18 protein-coding genes, 1 tRNA gene and 1 pseudogene are annotated in these 15,067 nt (G+C 62.2%); 3 read left to right on the top strand and 17 right to left on the bottom strand.

What is annotated here, in order from left to right:
* Positions 1–422: 422 nt before the first annotated feature.
* Complete coding sequence (locus ABG82_RS19785) at positions 423–656, bottom strand: hypothetical protein (RefSeq protein WP_043080561.1); 234 nt, start codon at positions 654–656, stop codon at positions 423–425.
* Between the two features lie 111 nt (positions 657–767).
* On the opposite strand from ABG82_RS19785, the gene ABG82_RS19790 reads away from it, so the two are divergent.
* The gene (locus ABG82_RS19790; protein ID WP_043080562.1) at positions 768–1,217 is read left to right on the top strand and encodes a hypothetical protein; all 450 of its coding nucleotides are present in this window, start codon (positions 768–770) and stop codon (positions 1,215–1,217) included.
* Positions 1,218–1,330: 113 nt separating this feature from the next.
* Here the strand turns inward: ABG82_RS19790 and ABG82_RS19795 are convergent, their stop codons facing one another.
* From ABG82_RS19795 to ABG82_RS19860, 14 genes and pseudogenes are all read right to left on the bottom strand, one after another.
* Positions 1,331–2,107: a hypothetical protein gene (locus tag ABG82_RS19795; protein WP_043080563.1), complete on the bottom strand. Its 777-nt coding sequence runs from the start codon at positions 2,105–2,107 to the stop codon at positions 1,331–1,333.
* A gap of 303 nt (positions 2,108–2,410) precedes the next feature.
* Positions 2,411–3,178, bottom strand: a complete 768-nt coding sequence (locus ABG82_RS27885; protein ID WP_322788742.1) for an MT-A70 family methyltransferase — start codon at positions 3,176–3,178, stop codon at positions 2,411–2,413.
* The gene (locus ABG82_RS19800) at positions 3,067–3,465 is read right to left on the bottom strand and encodes a YdgH/BhsA/McbA family protein (RefSeq protein WP_078343946.1); all 399 of its coding nucleotides are present in this window, start codon (positions 3,463–3,465) and stop codon (positions 3,067–3,069) included. The genes ABG82_RS27885 and ABG82_RS19800 overlap by 112 nt, the downstream gene beginning before the upstream one ends.
* Entirely contained in the window at positions 3,462–4,745 is a 1,284-nt protein-coding gene (locus ABG82_RS29040; RefSeq protein ID WP_234708012.1) for a hypothetical protein, read from the bottom strand. Before ABG82_RS29040 ends, ABG82_RS19800 begins: the two co-directional genes overlap by 4 nt.
* A 367-nt stretch (positions 4,746–5,112) precedes the next feature.
* Positions 5,113–5,664, bottom strand: a complete 552-nt coding sequence (locus tag ABG82_RS29045) for a hypothetical protein (RefSeq protein ID WP_234708016.1) — start codon at positions 5,662–5,664, stop codon at positions 5,113–5,115.
* Positions 5,665–5,895: 231 nt separating this feature from the next.
* A pseudogene (locus ABG82_RS29050) lies at positions 5,896–6,234 on the bottom strand (DNA adenine methylase); the annotation flags it as partial.
* Positions 6,134–6,508, bottom strand: a complete 375-nt coding sequence (locus ABG82_RS19820; RefSeq protein ID WP_043077626.1) for a hypothetical protein — start codon at positions 6,506–6,508, stop codon at positions 6,134–6,136. The pseudogene ABG82_RS29050 and the gene ABG82_RS19820, both read right to left, overlap by 101 nt.
* 192 nt (positions 6,509–6,700) lie before the next feature.
* Positions 6,701–7,258, bottom strand: coding sequence for a recombinase family protein (locus ABG82_RS19825; protein ID WP_043077627.1), 558 nt, complete (start codon positions 7,256–7,258; stop codon positions 6,701–6,703).
* A gap of 198 nt (positions 7,259–7,456) precedes the next feature.
* Positions 7,457–7,774 carry a hypothetical protein gene (locus tag ABG82_RS19835; protein WP_234708013.1) on the bottom strand — a complete coding sequence of 106 codons (318 nt, stop codon included), beginning with the start codon at positions 7,772–7,774 and terminating at the stop codon, positions 7,457–7,459.
* A 111-nt stretch (positions 7,775–7,885) separates the two neighbouring features.
* Positions 7,886–8,131 (bottom strand): glutaredoxin-like protein NrdH, encoded by a 246-nt coding sequence (gene nrdH / locus ABG82_RS19840; RefSeq protein ID WP_043077628.1) that lies wholly within the window; start codon positions 8,129–8,131, stop codon positions 7,886–7,888.
* Positions 8,128–8,328 carry a hypothetical protein gene (locus tag ABG82_RS19845; protein ID WP_043077629.1) on the bottom strand — a complete coding sequence of 67 codons (201 nt, stop codon included), beginning with the start codon at positions 8,326–8,328 and terminating at the stop codon, positions 8,128–8,130. Before ABG82_RS19845 ends, nrdH begins: the two co-directional genes overlap by 4 nt.
* A 150-nt stretch (positions 8,329–8,478) precedes the next feature.
* Positions 8,479–9,246 carry a DNA methyltransferase gene (locus ABG82_RS19850; protein WP_054173153.1) on the bottom strand — a complete coding sequence of 256 codons (768 nt, stop codon included), beginning with the start codon at positions 9,244–9,246 and terminating at the stop codon, positions 8,479–8,481.
* Positions 9,247–9,367: 121 nt separating this feature from the next.
* Positions 9,368–9,709 (bottom strand): hypothetical protein, encoded by a 342-nt coding sequence (locus ABG82_RS19855; RefSeq protein ID WP_043077630.1) that lies wholly within the window; start codon positions 9,707–9,709, stop codon positions 9,368–9,370.
* Positions 9,706–9,897, bottom strand: a complete 192-nt coding sequence (locus tag ABG82_RS19860) for a helix-turn-helix transcriptional regulator (protein ID WP_043077631.1) — start codon at positions 9,895–9,897, stop codon at positions 9,706–9,708. Before ABG82_RS19860 ends, ABG82_RS19855 begins: the two co-directional genes overlap by 4 nt.
* A gap of 129 nt (positions 9,898–10,026) precedes the next feature.
* Between ABG82_RS19860 and ABG82_RS19865 the strand changes: the two genes are divergently transcribed.
* Positions 10,027–10,599, top strand: coding sequence for a helix-turn-helix domain-containing protein (locus ABG82_RS19865; protein WP_052510986.1), 573 nt, complete (start codon positions 10,027–10,029; stop codon positions 10,597–10,599).
* A gap of 127 nt (positions 10,600–10,726) precedes the next feature.
* The gene (locus ABG82_RS19870) at positions 10,727–11,815 is read left to right on the top strand and encodes a site-specific integrase (RefSeq protein WP_052510988.1); all 1,089 of its coding nucleotides are present in this window, start codon (positions 10,727–10,729) and stop codon (positions 11,813–11,815) included.
* Between the two features lie 67 nt (positions 11,816–11,882).
* Here ABG82_RS19870 and ABG82_RS19875 read toward each other — a convergent pair.
* Positions 11,883–11,956, bottom strand: a tRNA-Met gene (locus ABG82_RS19875).
* 134 nt (positions 11,957–12,090) lie between these two features.
* Positions 12,091–15,057: a UPF0182 family protein gene (locus tag ABG82_RS19880; protein ID WP_043077633.1), complete on the bottom strand. Its 2,967-nt coding sequence runs from the start codon at positions 15,055–15,057 to the stop codon at positions 12,091–12,093.
* Between the last annotated feature and the right edge of the window lie 10 nt (positions 15,058–15,067).

A 15,067-nucleotide genomic window follows, 5' to 3' on the forward strand; every position in this document is an offset into this window, starting at 1 on the left:
AGCATGTGATGCTAGTCACATTGGAGGTGGCGGGTGGCCACCTCCAGCCAGGCGCGAGGCTATTTCTGCCAGGCCAAAACAGCATCTCCACCGACTCAACCAACAGCCTTCGGCACCGAAAAGCCCAGCTCAACCATACTTTCCCACTGTTGCGCTAAGCACAACGGCAAAAACGGCAGTTTTTGGCCACAAACCCCTATACAGAAAAAACACACATTCCCCCCTCCAGACGCGCGATATCGGGGTTTAGGGGACGTGACAGCTACAAAGAGCACGCATTTTTACCCCTATAGGGTTTACGGCCAAAAACTGCCGTTTTTGCCGTTGTGCCCGATGCAACACACTCGCCATCAGGAAGCTCGGGTGCGTAAACACCCGCTGAACTGGGGTTATCGGGCACCTACAGACAACCTGGTTTTCGACTAGGAAGAGTCAGGAAGTTCATAGGGAACCACCGAGTCGGGTATCCACGCCTTGGACATGCCCAGCACTGCTTGGCCCCAAATCGGCGCACCCCGCCCACTCTCGCTATCCAGGTACAGCGGGATCACATCCGAACCCTTGATGCGGAGCGCGATGATGGGGAAAGTCTTTCCCTCGGCATCAATCACCGTGATCCCCTGCGGGGCGGGCACCACAGTCCATTCATCACTCATGCCGAGGACGCTACAGAGTCGCACACCCCAGCTGTTCGTTATCGACCACGGAATGTCCAGTGCCGCTGTTACGCTCGCCGAAACACCAGAACTACAAGGGGGGGGGCGGCGATGATCAAGCACGCAGGAACAACCTTCTTAGTCGCCACGGCTGCCCTGAGCATCGCCTTGGCACCCATCGCGACAGCCGACACGCAGATGTCCGGGCACTACACCGAGACCACGACTAACCGCGAAAGCGGCCAAACCATCACGAACCACTGGTTCTTCACCCCCTGCGGCGATGGCTGCGCCACCGTGCAGCTCTGTGACAACGCCAAACGCGAGAATTGCGAGAGCGCCAAAGCGCAGCTATCGGACGGTCGCTGGAAGATGGACGTGTCCGACATCGACGTGGGCTGCCCGGACGGCTCTGTCATCCCGAAAGCCGCGCGCTTCCACTATGAATGGAACCCCAGCAGCCTGGCAGGCACAGGAGAAGGCACCCGCGAAGGCCCTGGGTGCCCTGTCGGCATCACCCCCATCGCCGCCACCACAGACATCCAACTCAAACTGGTCTAACAAGCGACTGCACCCGATTCCCGCCAGTTGGCTCGCAGACTGACGGGCGTGCTCTGTTTACAGTGCTATGGCACGTGTTCCAACACGGTCGGAATCTTGCTAATACTGGCTGGTCAGGCCGCATCGCCTTTCGCTGCGTCACCCTCGGCCTGCTCTCGCATCTCCTTTTCCCGCTGCTCCTTCTCGCGGTAATACCGCTCTATCCGCCGCGTAGCCGCCTCTGACGGACCCATGGTGGGAACACTCACGGGAGGAATCAGACTGGGCATCCCGAACGCCTTGAGCCGCTTGTCGATAAACTCCTCCGTCTCCCAAGACAACTCGACCTCAACAGGCTGAGGGCGCGTACGGCCCTTCTGCTCCCCGAACACGAAAGCGAACAGCATCAGCACGCAGTACACGAGGGCCACACCCAACCACAACCAGGTCCACCCGGCACGCTCCCACAAGTCGTCGTTCCACAGACGCAGCACCCACCCCGCCAAAGTCATCGCAACCAAGACCGACACCGGAAGCATCCACGCCTGGGCCACCGACCCCGTTTCCACCAGCCCGCTGATCCCGACCAAGGCCGCGAACGATGCACGGCTATAGGACGCCAACAGCGTCCCAAACAGCGCCAACATGACGAAAAGCCCATGCGTGGCGTCGATGCGGCTCGGGTCGCTCATCCACTGATGCGCCCCCTCTAGCCACGCCACGGGCGATGCCCAGCCCGTCCATGCGAAGAACTTCGACAACGCCTCCAACGGCCTGTCGAACGGCACATCACCGGGCAACATGCAGGACACGCTGAGCAGACCCAGCGTGCTCGCCGCCACCATGTACGGCGTCTCCAACTTCAACGCCAATCCCTCTTTGACCGTGCTGACAAACCCTGACGGCTCCATCTGCGTTCCTCTCCTCGCTCGCCCGATGCACCGACGCTAACGGCGAGGTCTGACAACCCGACCCGAAGAGTGGTGTCCCCTTCCTCCACCCCCCAATTCACCGGACACTCCCCGGACACCCACGCCTCTAAAAGCCCAGCTCAGCACCACCTCCCCGAACACCAACGGCGAGCACCCTTCCGGTACCTACCGGCATGCACCGGAAGCCCCGAGGGCTTCTCCTGCCAACCCAGGAAAAGTCTTCTCACCCGTGTCCGGAGAGTCCGGTGCCTCCCCGGACACCCACGCCTCTAAAAGCCCAGCTCAGCACCACCTCCCCGAACACCAACGCCGAGCACAGGTCGGCTGACCCAAGTCCCCCTGACATACAGGGCACCGTAGCGGGTGCCTTTCCGGACGAAAACGTCCGGAAACTCCCGCCGCCTCGTCGCCCCAAACGGTCCACTCGGTCCGCCCCTCCCGTGCGAACAACTCCAGCCGAGGGCCAGGCGAAGCCTGCTCAATCAGCCAGTACCCTTCCACTGGTTTTCGACTGTGTTCCCGCCGCCTGGCTGTGAGCACATTCGTCATCCCCCGTGCGGCAGGCAATGTCCGCAAGCTCCCCCGCACACCGAAAAGGAGCAGCTCAGTGGCGTTCCGAAAATAGAACCCCACCCCACTGCCGTCAGGTTCCCCGTCCCTCCGCGTCTTCACCCACGTGAGCGACGTGGTGTATCGAAATCCCCAGGCGGACATCACTTTTAGCCCCTCAGGCAGCATCGACGACGGCACCCACAAATACAGATGCGCACTGGCTGCGGCGGCGGATGACACTGGCATATCGCAGATGTCGTCGAGCGCCATCGTGGCGTAGCGCGGCCTCAGGCCGCTCTCGGGCGACATACCCGCACGACGGTTACCGAAACGCCAGGGCGGGTCAGCGAGCACGGTGCGGAAGCCGCCAGGGACGGTGGGGAGGTTCATGGATGTAGGTCTTTGATTTCCTTGGGCGCGGTGCTGTGCTGCTTCATCCATTTCCCGTTCGGCTGCTGGGCAATAGAGAAAGTGCCCACATCGCCGGAGTAGACCCATAGTTCGGCTGGTTGGCTGGAAAGCCATGTGACATAGAGCATGTGACGGGTGCTGTACGGGTAGTCGTCGCGGAACACCTCATCACCGGACTTGTCCCGGATGACGGGTACCCACGTCTTGACGTTGTTCTCGGTGGGGCCGTATTCGACGGAGGCCGCGTACTCCCCGGACGGAGAAGGAACCGTGTGGTCTGGGCGCACGAAACGGTCAGCTTGCAAGGGGTCCGTGGAGAACAGCGAGCACCCCGAAAGCAGTGCGCTGATCATCACCAACAGGCTTCGTCTCATTTGAATGGGTACCCCTTGATGTCTAACGGCTTGCCGTTCTTGTCGAGTATGAACTCAGTGTCGGCAGTCCATAGGATTCGCATGGTGTACGGCTCGGCCTGTCCAAGGCTGATGATGTCTGCCCATTTGGATTTCTTGACATCGGTGCTGTACTGCGGGTTCGCGTCCATGATGTCGTTCCAGTTATATCTCCCGTGGACATTCACTTTGTAGTTGCCGTCTGGAAGCTGCTGGACATCGGTATATCCGCCGAGCTGAAAGCCTCCCGCGTCCGCGTTGGTGCCATGAAGATAGTTCCTGCCGGTGATAGATTCCCCGTTCGCCATCTCGGCGCTGAACACCTCGCCGAATCCCTGATGAGCGCCCTTGCCTTGTTGATAGTCAATCAGCGCCTGCTGTGCGTGGCTACGGATATGCCCGTCGAGCTGACGGGCAAGGTTTGGGTCGTCCATCATGTACTTCGACCAGGCAGGGTCGTTGTCTAGCTCCCATTCCTTGCCACCACCGAAGAGGTAGCGTTCCAGGATCGCTCGACCTGCCCAATCATTGTTGAGGTCGTTGTTCGAACCGTCTCCACCTTCGGGACGCCGCCACGTCTCATCGTTGCGCCCTCGCTGCCCATCGGCACCGTCAGGGTCGCGGTCACGGCCATCAGGATGCTTTGCGTCACGGTCGTTGATGCGGTCGTTGCGGCTCTTGTCGCCGTCATCAAGCATCTGCACCGTGGGGTCGCCGCCCTTGGTGAGCTTGCGTCCCTCCAGGCCCTGCGCTTCGGCAGTCAGTTCCCCAGCCACTTTCCCATCCGTGGAGGCCAGGCCCTGAGCGTGCCAGCGTAGGAACTCAGTGAGCTGCTGAGCCTCCGCCTTGCGGGCCGCACGCTGCGCGTCGGTACCGCCTGACTGTGAGTCGGTGACGGTCAAGTCTTCGGCCACCTGGTAGCCCTTACCCTCGACCTCCTGGATCGCGTTCACGGTCGCCTCTTTGGCACCTCGGATGTCTCCCGAACCGCGACGCGCGATCCTCGCGCACTCGCGCTTGATGGAGCACTGCACCCCCACCACGTCCTGCGCCTCACGGGCATCGTCGTACGCTGCGGTCGCCCCTTGCCCCGTCCACTCAGTACCGCCAGGTGAACGCACGTTGTCCACATGCTGCTTGAAAGCGGCCTCAGACTGCTCAGCGGACTTCTCCCACGCTGTCGCCGCCTCATCCAAATGTGTTGTCGTCCAGCGGAGTATCTCGGACTTTGTGGGCATCTTCACGGGTGCAATGGCTGCCATCACATCGTCCCCTTGAACTTCTGAGCGCTGCCGTCGTCGGTGTTCTGGTAGCCGTTCGCGCCCGCGCGCAGAGTCTCTGACCGCCCCGATAGGTACGCCGCGTGATCAGCCCGAACTCCTGAAATCAGAGCATGAACCGCTTGCACAGCGGAAGCCGTGGGCTGCGAACCCCCAACGGAACCAGCACCATTTGAGCCGTTCAGCTCACTCGCCAGGTCATCGCTTCGAGCCGAGGCGCGGCGCAGACCGTCTGCATCGACATTCAACGACACGAGTCACGCCCCTCCCGATTAGTCCTCCTAGCTAACGTGAGAATAACACCGCATCAGACAGCCTGAATGCTCGCTGACAAGGCGTTGTCGAGTCCCTAACCAGCCACCTCGTCTTCCTCGACCTCCACACCCTCCACGTCTCTGCGCACAGCCCATCCCCGAGTGCGACACGACGCCGAGCACCACACCCGACGCCGACCCCGTTTCGGTTGTCGTAACACCGCCAAACAGCCAGGACAGCGGGTGCTCATTTCGTCAATCTGACCCCCATCAATTGACGAAATGGAACTCTCGTCAGAGCCCTCACCAAGCCCCTCCAGCATCCGATTCGACCACACCACCTCGACACGCCGTCCGTCCCCACTGCCCTGGCTCGTCAGCATCGGGATTTCCCACCGATACCAGTCCCCGAGCATGCCGTCGTACAGCGCCGAGCTGTACCCACTCACTACGACCGCCGCATCACACCCCAGGCACGCCTCCAACAGCTCCCGATGCACCGCGTTCGACCGCATCTCCACGCGATACTCCCCACCTCGCCGAATCCCCTTGTCCACGATGTACGGCGGGTCAACGTACAGCAGGTTTCCTCGGCCACCCCCGTACGCCTCCACCAGCTCCACAGCTGGCCTACACTCAAGACTCACACCACGAATCCTCTTGGCGGCCTGCCCAATTCGACCCGCGTAGCGCTGCAAAGTCACGGGCATCGGAGTGGACACGGGCCGCAAGTCGTGCCGCCACCCCGTACGAGTCAAGCTCCCCGAACGCCCTTGTGTCAGCGCCACGAACACCCGCCTTGCGACTTCCAACTCGTCAAGGTCACTCGAAATCTCCTGTGCCAGTGCCCGTTCCGACCGACTATGCGGAGTCAAAGAACACACACGCTCCAGCTCGCCAGGTCTATCCCGTAACACCCGCCAAAACGTCATCAAGTAACCGTCCAGGTCGTTCACGGTCTCTTGCCTGCTGGGCTTCTTGGAGAGCAGGACGGCCAGACTCCCGCCACACACTTCCACATAGTGTTTATGTGCGGGTAACACCGCTGCCAGCCTCGGGGCTAGCCAGGCTTTTCCACCGAAATAGGGCACTGGGGAGCGCGTCACGAGGCCGATGTTACCGGGAATCGTCTTGCGCACTGGGATTTCCGCAGCCACACGACACCTGGCGCTCACCAGCGACCTTGTGCACGAAACACACCACGTACCACTGCACATCTTCCCGCTCCACCGTGGGCATGGTGTCCAGGCACGCTATCCATTCGCCAACTTGCTCAACAGGAATCACATGGATTTGAGTGGGCGGGGAGTAATCCCAGCCCGAGTCCAGTTCGGCGTCGGGCTGATCCTCCCAGACCCCCTCGGGCAGCTCGACGTGCTCGGGAGCCCACCTCCACGAGTCCGACCAGCCATACGACCAGTCGTCCAGGGACTCGTCATCATCGACCAGCTCATCAATCCTGGCCACCAGGTCATCGGGGTCATCCCTCATCGCGTCCTCCAGCGCCCCCGCCCTGCTCGCTGCACGCCGAGGCTCCACCTCGCCGCACACCTCGCGCGGAAAGTCCTGATAACCGCGTCATCGGGCACCCCTTCCTCTCGTCCAAGGAGTACACTGGACTCAGTGCCGAGCGGTCTTCATTGAGGTACAAAGTTTCACCAGTGTCCTTGTCTAGCAAGGATTTTACCGCTCGGCACTTTCTAATGCGCGATACAACGTGGAGCGCCCGACCCCCAGCGTCCGAGCGACATCACCTACCCGATGACCAGCCGAGACCAGCGTCTTGGCTTGCTCGACCTGCCCAGCGTTCATCGCCGTTGGACGCCCAATCCGTGCTCCACGGGCACGTGCAGCGGCCAGCCCTGCTTGAGTCCGCTCGATGATGAGACTCCGCTCAAATTCGGCCAAGGCACCGAATACCGACAGTACGAGCCGACCCGACGCCGAGGATGTGTCGATGCTCTCGGTCAAGCTGCGGAGGTGAATCCCCTTGACTGACAGGGACTCAACCAGTTCCAGGAGATTCTTGAGGGAGCGGGCCAGTCGGTCGAGCCTCCACACGACCAAGGTGTCACCAGGTCGCAGGTGAGCCAGACACCTGTCGAGTTCGGGACGGCTCGACACCGAGCCCGACACGCCTTCGTCGGTGAACACTTGCTCGACACCAGCACCATGGAGTGCGTCGAGCTGCAAGCCGACGCTCTGCTCGACGGTCGAGACCCGTGCGTACCCAATCAACATGTCTCAATACCCCTCGTGACCCGAATTGCGGGAATCTCCTTGTGGGACAAGGTTTCGGGACGACGAATGTTGAGGTCGGCGTAACACGCACTCTCGGGGTCGAGTTGTCCTGGAACTGTTCGATTCTGGGACTGCACGAGGTGGGCGTACAGGCTGACCAAGGCCAACCGCTCGACGGGGGTCAATGGGGCTTCGTCCTCAAGCATCGGACTCCACCTCCCCGATGAACTTGTTCACGAGTCTGGCCCAGAACCAACGGAGTTCATGCACAGCGGCCTCTCGTGCGGCGTCAGCACACTGGGACAGCACCTCATCACGGGAGTCCTCCGCATGACGGCTCTGGATAACCCGAGCAGCCCCGACCACGCGAGACCAGCCGATGCTCAGGGCTGCCCACTCGGCGGGACGATCAGCAGCCGAGCACCGTTCGGCGTCTGGGCCTGCGAGGTGTTGTGGTTCGTCGAGCAGGTCGGCCAGCGCCATGAGATGGGCTCGCGGGGTGAGTGTTTCGGGCATGCTCTGAAGCTAGAACGGTTGGCGGGCAAGGGAAAGTGGGGAGTGTGCACGTCCCCCAGACATGAAGAGACCCCGGAGAAAAGTGGCTCCGGGGCTTCTAGTCGGTGCCGATCACGCGGCTTGCTTCTCCTCCCTCAGTTCGGCGATCCTGTCCGGACGGAATCCTGCCCAGTGCCGACCGTTGGGAAGCACCACCACCGGGAGACTCGAATACCCGAGTGCCCGAACTTCATCTTGCGCTGCGGGATCAGCGTCCACGTCTACCGCGCGATATGGGATGCCCGCGCGCTGGAGCGCCTTCTTGGTAGTGTCGCATTGAACGCAACCAGGCTTCGTGTAGACCACGATTTCGTTCACAGCGCACCCTCCGGAACCCAGCCCTCTGCGATATTTCGGGCGTGGTTTGCGTCGCTGATCCACCCATTGGCGCGGGAATCGCGGTATGCGCAGCCCTTGCAACAAAACCACCCGGCAAGATTCTGAGTCATCCAGCCACCATCGTTGCCAATCGGATTGCCGCACCACGTGCAGGTGTTATCCTCGTCATCGTTCATCGCGTGTTCTCCTTTTCCTTTGAGGCGGTTTCGAGAGCCCCCGCTGGTACCGGGGGTTTTCTCATATGCGCCAACGTCGTTGGCGCATCGCGGGTGCCGAGGTCACGAACCCCGTGTGCCGCGCCCGATGGGTCGGCAACACCCTCCCGTTCATGCAGCCCGGCGAGACCGTTTCGGCTTGTCGAACACCCACATGTAGCTATGCACCTTGCGGGCGTGCTTCTGCGTAGTCCACCGTGACTGCGGCGACTTCGACGGCGGCACCAGGACGAACAGGTCACGCGCATAAAGTCCCAGTGCAACCGCATCAGAATGGATTTCGATGTGCGACCATTGCTGCTTCCCGGACTCAATCTCGTCTTTGCACTTCACCCAGACCTGTCCGCTGGGCTTGAGAACGCGGAGCGCCTCGGCCATTCCCTCGCGGTACAGCTCACGGATGTCCGCGTGACTCATGCCCTTCGTCGTCGCGGAATTGTTGTACCTGCTGTCGGTCACGTGCTTGCCAGGGTTATGGATGTAGGGCGGGTCGAGCACTACGAGGTCAACAGACTCGTCGGCGTCCGGAAGGCTGCGGAAGTCCGCGCGGACGATCCCGTCGTGCCCGCCGATATGGTCGGCAACGTCGCTGCCCTGCAGCGTGAAACGGCTGGTGTCCGTGGCTTTCCAAAAAGCCCCCTTCCCCCATGTCACGTCCCGCACCACCGCGCCGTCCGTGACGTACAGCTTGGACAGCAGGTCGATAAGCACGGCGTTGTTGCCATGTACCGTCCGCCCAGTGTCGAGGACTTCGAGCACCGATTGCACTGGCCCAGTTGGGGAATCGGATGGAGCAAGATAGGTGAACCCGGAGGTTATCTTCCGTTGCGGAGGCGGAACTTCCAGCTCCGCATTAGGGGTGACAAACGTGAAGGTCATCTGCTAACTTCTTTCTTGAGAGAGTTGATTTCGACAAGCCCGCCGCTAGCACGGCGGGTTTTCTCATGTGGGGCGAACCCCGATCCCCAATCACCCGCGTCGTTGCGGGGTCGGGAAGTCTTCAGAAAATCCAGACCTCTGGCGGGTCCAGCACCGTCCGGAGTCGGTGCTCCAGCTCGTCTTCGGCCAGCAGCGCGGCGGTACCGGGGTCGTCGGTCAGGACACTGGACGGCTCATCGCCGCGCAACCACGCGGTCACGGCCTCCCGGAACAGGTACTCCACCTCGCCCAGCGTGGACTCGTGAATGTCCAGCCCGTTCAGCACCTCTCGCACCTGCGGCACCACGGCTATCCAGAGGGTGATGGCGTCGAGGTAGGGGTCGGGAGAGGTGTTGAGATTCTCGGCCCGCGTGCGGGCGATCAGGGCGAGCAGGCGGTCGGCTGCCCGTTCGGCGGGGTTCATGCGGCTCCACCGAAGACCCTGCGCTCGTACTCCATCACGTCGCACAGCCGGTACATCACGCGCAACCCGAACCGCCTGCCGACCGGACCCTTCCCCTGCGTTGCCCAGTTCTCCAACGTCCGGGGGCTCATCCCCCACCGCGCTGCCAATTCCCCTCTGGTGAGGAACGGCACCTCCGTAACCTGCATTTCTCGTCCTTGCGTAGTAGACCGCCATATCAAACGGTTTATGTGTAGTTCCACACTACCACGCGGATTCACGCAACGCCCGCTGGTTTCCGCGTTGACTCACGCATTTTCCTGATATACCGTCCTCCCGTGGCTGAGGACGATGATTGGCAGCAGCGGCAGACCGCTCAGATAGGTGCGGCAATCAAGGCGCTGCGCGGGGACAGAAGCGCCCAGTGGGTGTCCGATATGACCGCCGACCTGGGACAGCGCGTCACCCGCTCCATCATCACGGACATTGAAATCGGTCGTCGCAAGTACGTCGCCGTCCACGAACTCTCTCTCATCGCTGCGGCTCTCGGAGTCTCACCAAGTCACCTCCTGACCTGGGACAGGCTTTCGGACGGCGACGTAGCGGTTCTCCCCGGCCGCTCGGTTACCGGATATCAGGCAGGTCAGTGGTGGGGCGGCAAGCTGCCTAGCCCCCTCGACGCGGCGTCACAGGGGCTGCCACGAGATCAGCGCATGGTCGAGTTGGACGACCTATGCAGGAAACGCGATCAGACGAAGGGTTTGCTTTTCCGTGCCCGTTTGGGGTCTGTTGAAGCGTCCACTCCCCGTGATGACGTACTCATCGCCACCCTCCAGCAGCGGCTCGCGGCGGTCACCGCGCGTATCGAGCAGCTGGGAGGAACGGTCAAGCGGAGCATGGCGGATGGGTAGACCGCGAACCAGGATCGGCGCACATGGGAAGGTCAAACGAACTCAGCTCGCGCCGAACACCTGGAAAGCCCACTGCTACTACAGAGGGCTCGACGGGAAACGGCGGCAAGCCGAACGGTCAACGCCCATGGGCATCAGAGACAAGCACGGGGCGGCTGCGGTAGCCGCCCTGGAAGACCATCTCAGGGAACTGTTCGGAGGCGGCACTGGCGGCGACGGTGAAGAAGTCACCCGTAACACCCCCGTGTCCGTCCTGCTGGAACGCCACATGCAAGCACTGCGGGATGCGGAAAAGGCAGTACGCACCATCTACAGCTACGGACTGCGCATCGGCTACTGGAACGATGTGGCGTCCGGCATCACTGTGGGTGACTGCACCCCTGGACGGCTGAACCGTCACATCGAGCAGGTACGAAAAGCTCATGGGGACACCGACGCCAAACAACTCCGCTCACTGCTGGGCTTCGCACTCGACTACGCGGTGAATGACGGTGTGCTCGACGCGAACCCCGCGCGGGCGACAAAGACCGCACCCGTCAAGAAGCAGCCGAAGCCCAATGTGGCGCAGCCCATCGACCCCACCGTTCTCCCCGTGGTGTTGAGAGCGCTGTTGGCGTCGGAGATGTGCCGAAAGAAGGACGTAACCGACCCCATCCTGATGCACTTGGCGACTGGCCTGCGGGTAAGCGAAGTCCTCGGCTTTCTGTGGACGGAGTTCAACCCCGACGCGGCGACCATCACCAGCACGGGGCGCATCGTGCGGGACGTGGGAGGTTCTGGGCTCCTGCGTACACCGACACAGAACAGCAGCAAGGGCACGCCGGACGTGATTCATCTGCCGCCGTTCGCCGTCGCCGCACTGCTCACGCGGTCAACGGAGGAGCGACCCAATAAGCATGGACTCATCTTCCCGTCGTCGGTCGGCACGATGCGGGACCCGAACGGCTTCGCGCGACAGTGGCGGGAGGTACGCGACGACTTGGAGCACCTGGCGGGCACGACCGGACACAGCTTCCGTAAGACCCTCAGCGACCTCGCTGCGGACAAGTCTGGAGATCCCCGCGTGGCAGCGGACGTGCTCGGGCACCGAGACGTGGCGACCACACTGCGGCATTATCTCTCCCGTGGACGCGAGCATCCTGAGGTCGCCCAGTGGATTGAGAAGGCAGTCACGGGGCAGCCCGCCGACACCGCAGCCGACATAAATACCGAGTAAATAACGGATGAGGCTCTTGAAAATGAAGCAGGTCAGAGGGAAAATACCCTCTGACCTGCTTACCTAGTAGCGGGGACAGGATTTGAACCTGCGACCTCTGGGTTATGAGCCCAGCGAGCTACCGAGCTGCTCCACCCCGCGGCGGTAAACAAGAGGTTACCGGGCGCAGTGCGCTGACGCCAAATCGTTCACCTGGCCTGCACGTTCTCGGCACCTGGCGGTGGCTTTGTCCCTGCCACTTGCGCTTTCACAGCGTGGCAGGGACCGGCCCTTTTTTACTTGGCTTGTGTGAACTTCGTCATGGCGTCGTCCAGGCTCTTGAGGGCCTGTCCGTAGCGTGCGAAGTCCCCACTCTTCTGGGCGTCCTTCACCTCACCAATGGCCCGCTGAACTTCCTGCAGCGCCGCAGCCTTCGCCCCAGACAGCTCAGAGGAGCCCGTAGGCGGCGGGGCCACCGGCGGCACCACCGGGAGGTTCTGGCCGCTGGGTGGCGGCACCGCCACCGAGCCCGGCTCCACCGCAGGCGCGGTCGCCGTCGCGCCGGCGCCCGGCCCGAACACCATGTCCAGGGCATCCCTGACCGTGGTGGCGTAGCCGACCTTGCCGTTGTAGTACATGCCCACCCGGATCAGGCGCGGATACGAGGATTGATCGCCCTGGCCCGGCGAGGCGTACAGCGGCTCGACGAAGAGCAGCCCACCGTTGGCCACCGGCAGTGTCAGCAGGTTGCCCCACTTGAGGATGTTCTGGTTCTTGATGATGCCGACATGCGAGGACACCAGGTTGTCGGTGGTAATCGCGTTGTTCACCAGCTTGGGGCCCTGCACCGTTCCCGGCACCGTGAGCACCGTGATCTTCCCGTAGGTCTCAGGATCGGAGCTGGCGCTGACATAGGCGGCCAGGAAATCACGCTGGAATCGGTTGAGCGCGCTGGTCAATTGGAATGACGCCGAATTGTCGTTCTTCGTAATGTCCTTCGCAACAATGTAATACGGCGGCTGCGACCCGGTCGGCGCGTTCGGGTCGTCGGGAACCTGCCAGAAATCGCTGGTCGAGAAGAACGTCACCGGATCATTGACGTGGTAACGCGCCAGCAGCGTGCGCTGCACCTTGAACAGATCCTCGGGGTAGCGCAAGTGCCGCGCCAGATCCGGCGAGATATCGCTCTTGGGCTTCACCGTGCCCGGGAAGACCTTCATCCACGCCCTAAGCACAGGATCCTTCTCATCCTGCTGATACAGGGTCACCGTGCCGTCATAGGCATCTACCGTCGCCTTGACCGAGTTTCGGATGTAGGACACCTGCTGGTTGGGCAGCGCCCCTCCGGTCCTGCCGACCTGGCTGTCAAAGGTGGCTTCCGACAACGACGTCTGCTGCGAGTACGGGTAGTTGTCCAGCGTGGTGTAACCGTCAACGACCCACACCATGCGCTTATCCACGATCGCCGGGTAGGTACCGCTGTCGACGGTGAGCCACGGTGCCACCGCTTCCACCCGACGGCTCGGATCACGGTTGAACAGGATCTTGCTGTTGTCCCCGATCACGTTGGAGAACAGGAAGTTCCGTTCGGCGTACTTGAGGCCGAAGACCGTGCGTGCCAGTGCACCACCGACCGGAACACCGCCGGTACCGGTGTAGGTGCTGTTCTTGGTCCCGGCGTTGTTCTCGTAGTCGTACTCACGATCATTGCCGTTCTTGCCGACAATCGCGTAGTCGTTGGTGTCGCTGGCGATGATCGGGCCGTAGTAGACGCGTGGCTGGGCCAACGGCGCCGGACCATCGGACAAGATCTTGCCGTTGTCGTCCACGGCATTCACCAGGAACTCCGGGTATCCGCCGTTCTCGTCCGGCTTGTCGGCCACTCCCCGGACCGTATTGGCCGGGGCCGCGATGAAGCCATTGCCGTGCGTGTACACGGTGTGCCGGTTGATCCAGTCTCGCTGATTGTCACGGAGTTTCGCCGGATCGAGCTCACGGGCGGCAACCACGTAGTCGCGTAGCGACCCGCTCTTGTCTTGGTACCGATCGATCGACAACGAATCGGGGAAGGCGTAGAAGTTCTTGCCCTGCTGCAATTGGGTGAACGCGGGGCTGATGATGTTGGGGTCCAGCACCCGGATGTTGGCGATGGTGGAGCGGTCGGCCGCGACCTGCTTGGCCAGCTGCTGGCTGCCGGCGGGCGCCGACGCGGTACCGCTGTAATCCCGGTAGGTCACGATGTCATCGGTCAGGCCATACGCATCCCGTGTCGCCTTGATGCTGCGCGCGATGTATTCGCTCTCCTTCTGCGCCGCATTGGGTTTGACACTGAACTGCTCAACGATGAGCGGCCACCCGGCGCCCACTACCAGCGAGGACAGCAACAGCAACGCCAGCCCGATCGCGGGAATCCGCAAGTCCTTCAACACCAGCGCCGAGAACACCGCGACCGCGCAGATCACCGCGATGGCCAGCAGGATGAGCTTGGCGGGCAGCACCGCGTTGATATCGGTATAACCGGCACCGGTGAACGGCTTACCGGCCCGCGTGTGTGACAGCAGCTCATAGCGGTCAAGCCAGTACGCGGCCACCTTGAGCAGCACCAGGATTCCGGCGAAGGTGATCAGCTGAATGCGGGCCGGCCGGGACAGCGTCCCGGAGCGCCCGGTGAGCCGGATGCCGCCAAAGATGTAGTGCACCAGACCGTTGACGATCAGCGCGATGGACGCGGCGATGAACAGATAGGTCAACACGAAGCGGTAGAACGGCAAGTCGAAAGCGAAGAAGCCGAGATCCAGTCCGAACTGCGGATCCTTGATGCCGAAGTCCCCGCCTTCCAGGAACAGCTGCACCGGCATCCAATAGCTTTGCGCCACAACACCGGCCAGCACCCCAATGAGTATGGGAACACCGATCAGGAAGAACCGCACCCGCGACAGGATGAGTGCCCGGTACTGCGCCAGCGCGTCACCCGGCCCCTTGGCAGGCACAAACACGGGCCGGGCCCGGTATGCCAATCCGAAGCCGGCGAAAACCACGGCGCCGACCAATGTTCCAACGATCAGGAACAAGGCGAGGCGCGTCAGCAGCACGGTGGTGAAGACACCGCGGAACCCAAGTTCGCCGAACCACAGCCAGTTGATGTAGGTGTCGACCAGGCGCGGCCCGATCAACAACAACACCACAATCACCAACGACGCGGCGACCAGGCGCCGGCTCCGTCGGGTCAGTCGTGGCAGAGCCCCATTTGGCCGCATTCCCACGTCGCTACGC

Origin of the sequence: Mycobacteroides immunogenum (assembly GCF_001605725.1) — a bacterium.
Lineage (GTDB): Bacteria > Actinomycetota > Actinomycetes > Mycobacteriales > Mycobacteriaceae > Mycobacterium > Mycobacterium immunogenum.

Coding starts and splice junctions, on each gene's coding strand:
- ABG82_RS19860 (WP_043077631.1), bottom strand. CDS start 9,897: ATGCAGGTTACGGAGGTGCCGTTCCTCACCAGAGGGGAATTGGCAGCG.
- ABG82_RS19785 (WP_043080561.1), bottom strand. CDS start 656: ATGAGTGATGAATGGACTGTGGTGCCCGCCCCGCAGGGGATCACGGTG.
- ABG82_RS27885 (WP_322788742.1), bottom strand. CDS start 3,178: ATGGGTCTACTCCGGCGATGTGGGCACTTTCTCTATTGCCCAGCAGCC.
- ABG82_RS19870 (WP_052510988.1), top strand. CDS start 10,727: ATGGGCATCAGAGACAAGCACGGGGCGGCTGCGGTAGCCGCCCTGGAA.
- ABG82_RS19835 (WP_234708013.1), bottom strand. CDS start 7,774: ATGCCCGAAACACTCACCCCGCGAGCCCATCTCATGGCGCTGGCCGAC.
- ABG82_RS19795 (WP_043080563.1), bottom strand. CDS start 2,107: ATGGAGCCGTCAGGGTTTGTCAGCACGGTCAAAGAGGGATTGGCGTTG.
- ABG82_RS19800 (WP_078343946.1), bottom strand. CDS start 3,465: ATGAGACGAAGCCTGTTGGTGATGATCAGCGCACTGCTTTCGGGGTGC.
- ABG82_RS19820 (WP_043077626.1), bottom strand. CDS start 6,508: ATGAGGGATGACCCCGATGACCTGGTGGCCAGGATTGATGAGCTGGTC.
- ABG82_RS19850 (WP_054173153.1), bottom strand. CDS start 9,246: ATGACCTTCACGTTTGTCACCCCTAATGCGGAGCTGGAAGTTCCGCCT.
- ABG82_RS19855 (WP_043077630.1), bottom strand. CDS start 9,709: ATGAACCCCGCCGAACGGGCAGCCGACCGCCTGCTCGCCCTGATCGCC.
- ABG82_RS19790 (WP_043080562.1), top strand. CDS start 768: ATGATCAAGCACGCAGGAACAACCTTCTTAGTCGCCACGGCTGCCCTG.
- ABG82_RS29040 (WP_234708012.1), bottom strand. CDS start 4,745: ATGGCAGCCATTGCACCCGTGAAGATGCCCACAAAGTCCGAGATACTC.
- ABG82_RS19845 (WP_043077629.1), bottom strand. CDS start 8,328: ATGAACGATGACGAGGATAACACCTGCACGTGGTGCGGCAATCCGATT.
- ABG82_RS19825 (WP_043077627.1), bottom strand. CDS start 7,258: ATGTTGATTGGGTACGCACGGGTCTCGACCGTCGAGCAGAGCGTCGGC.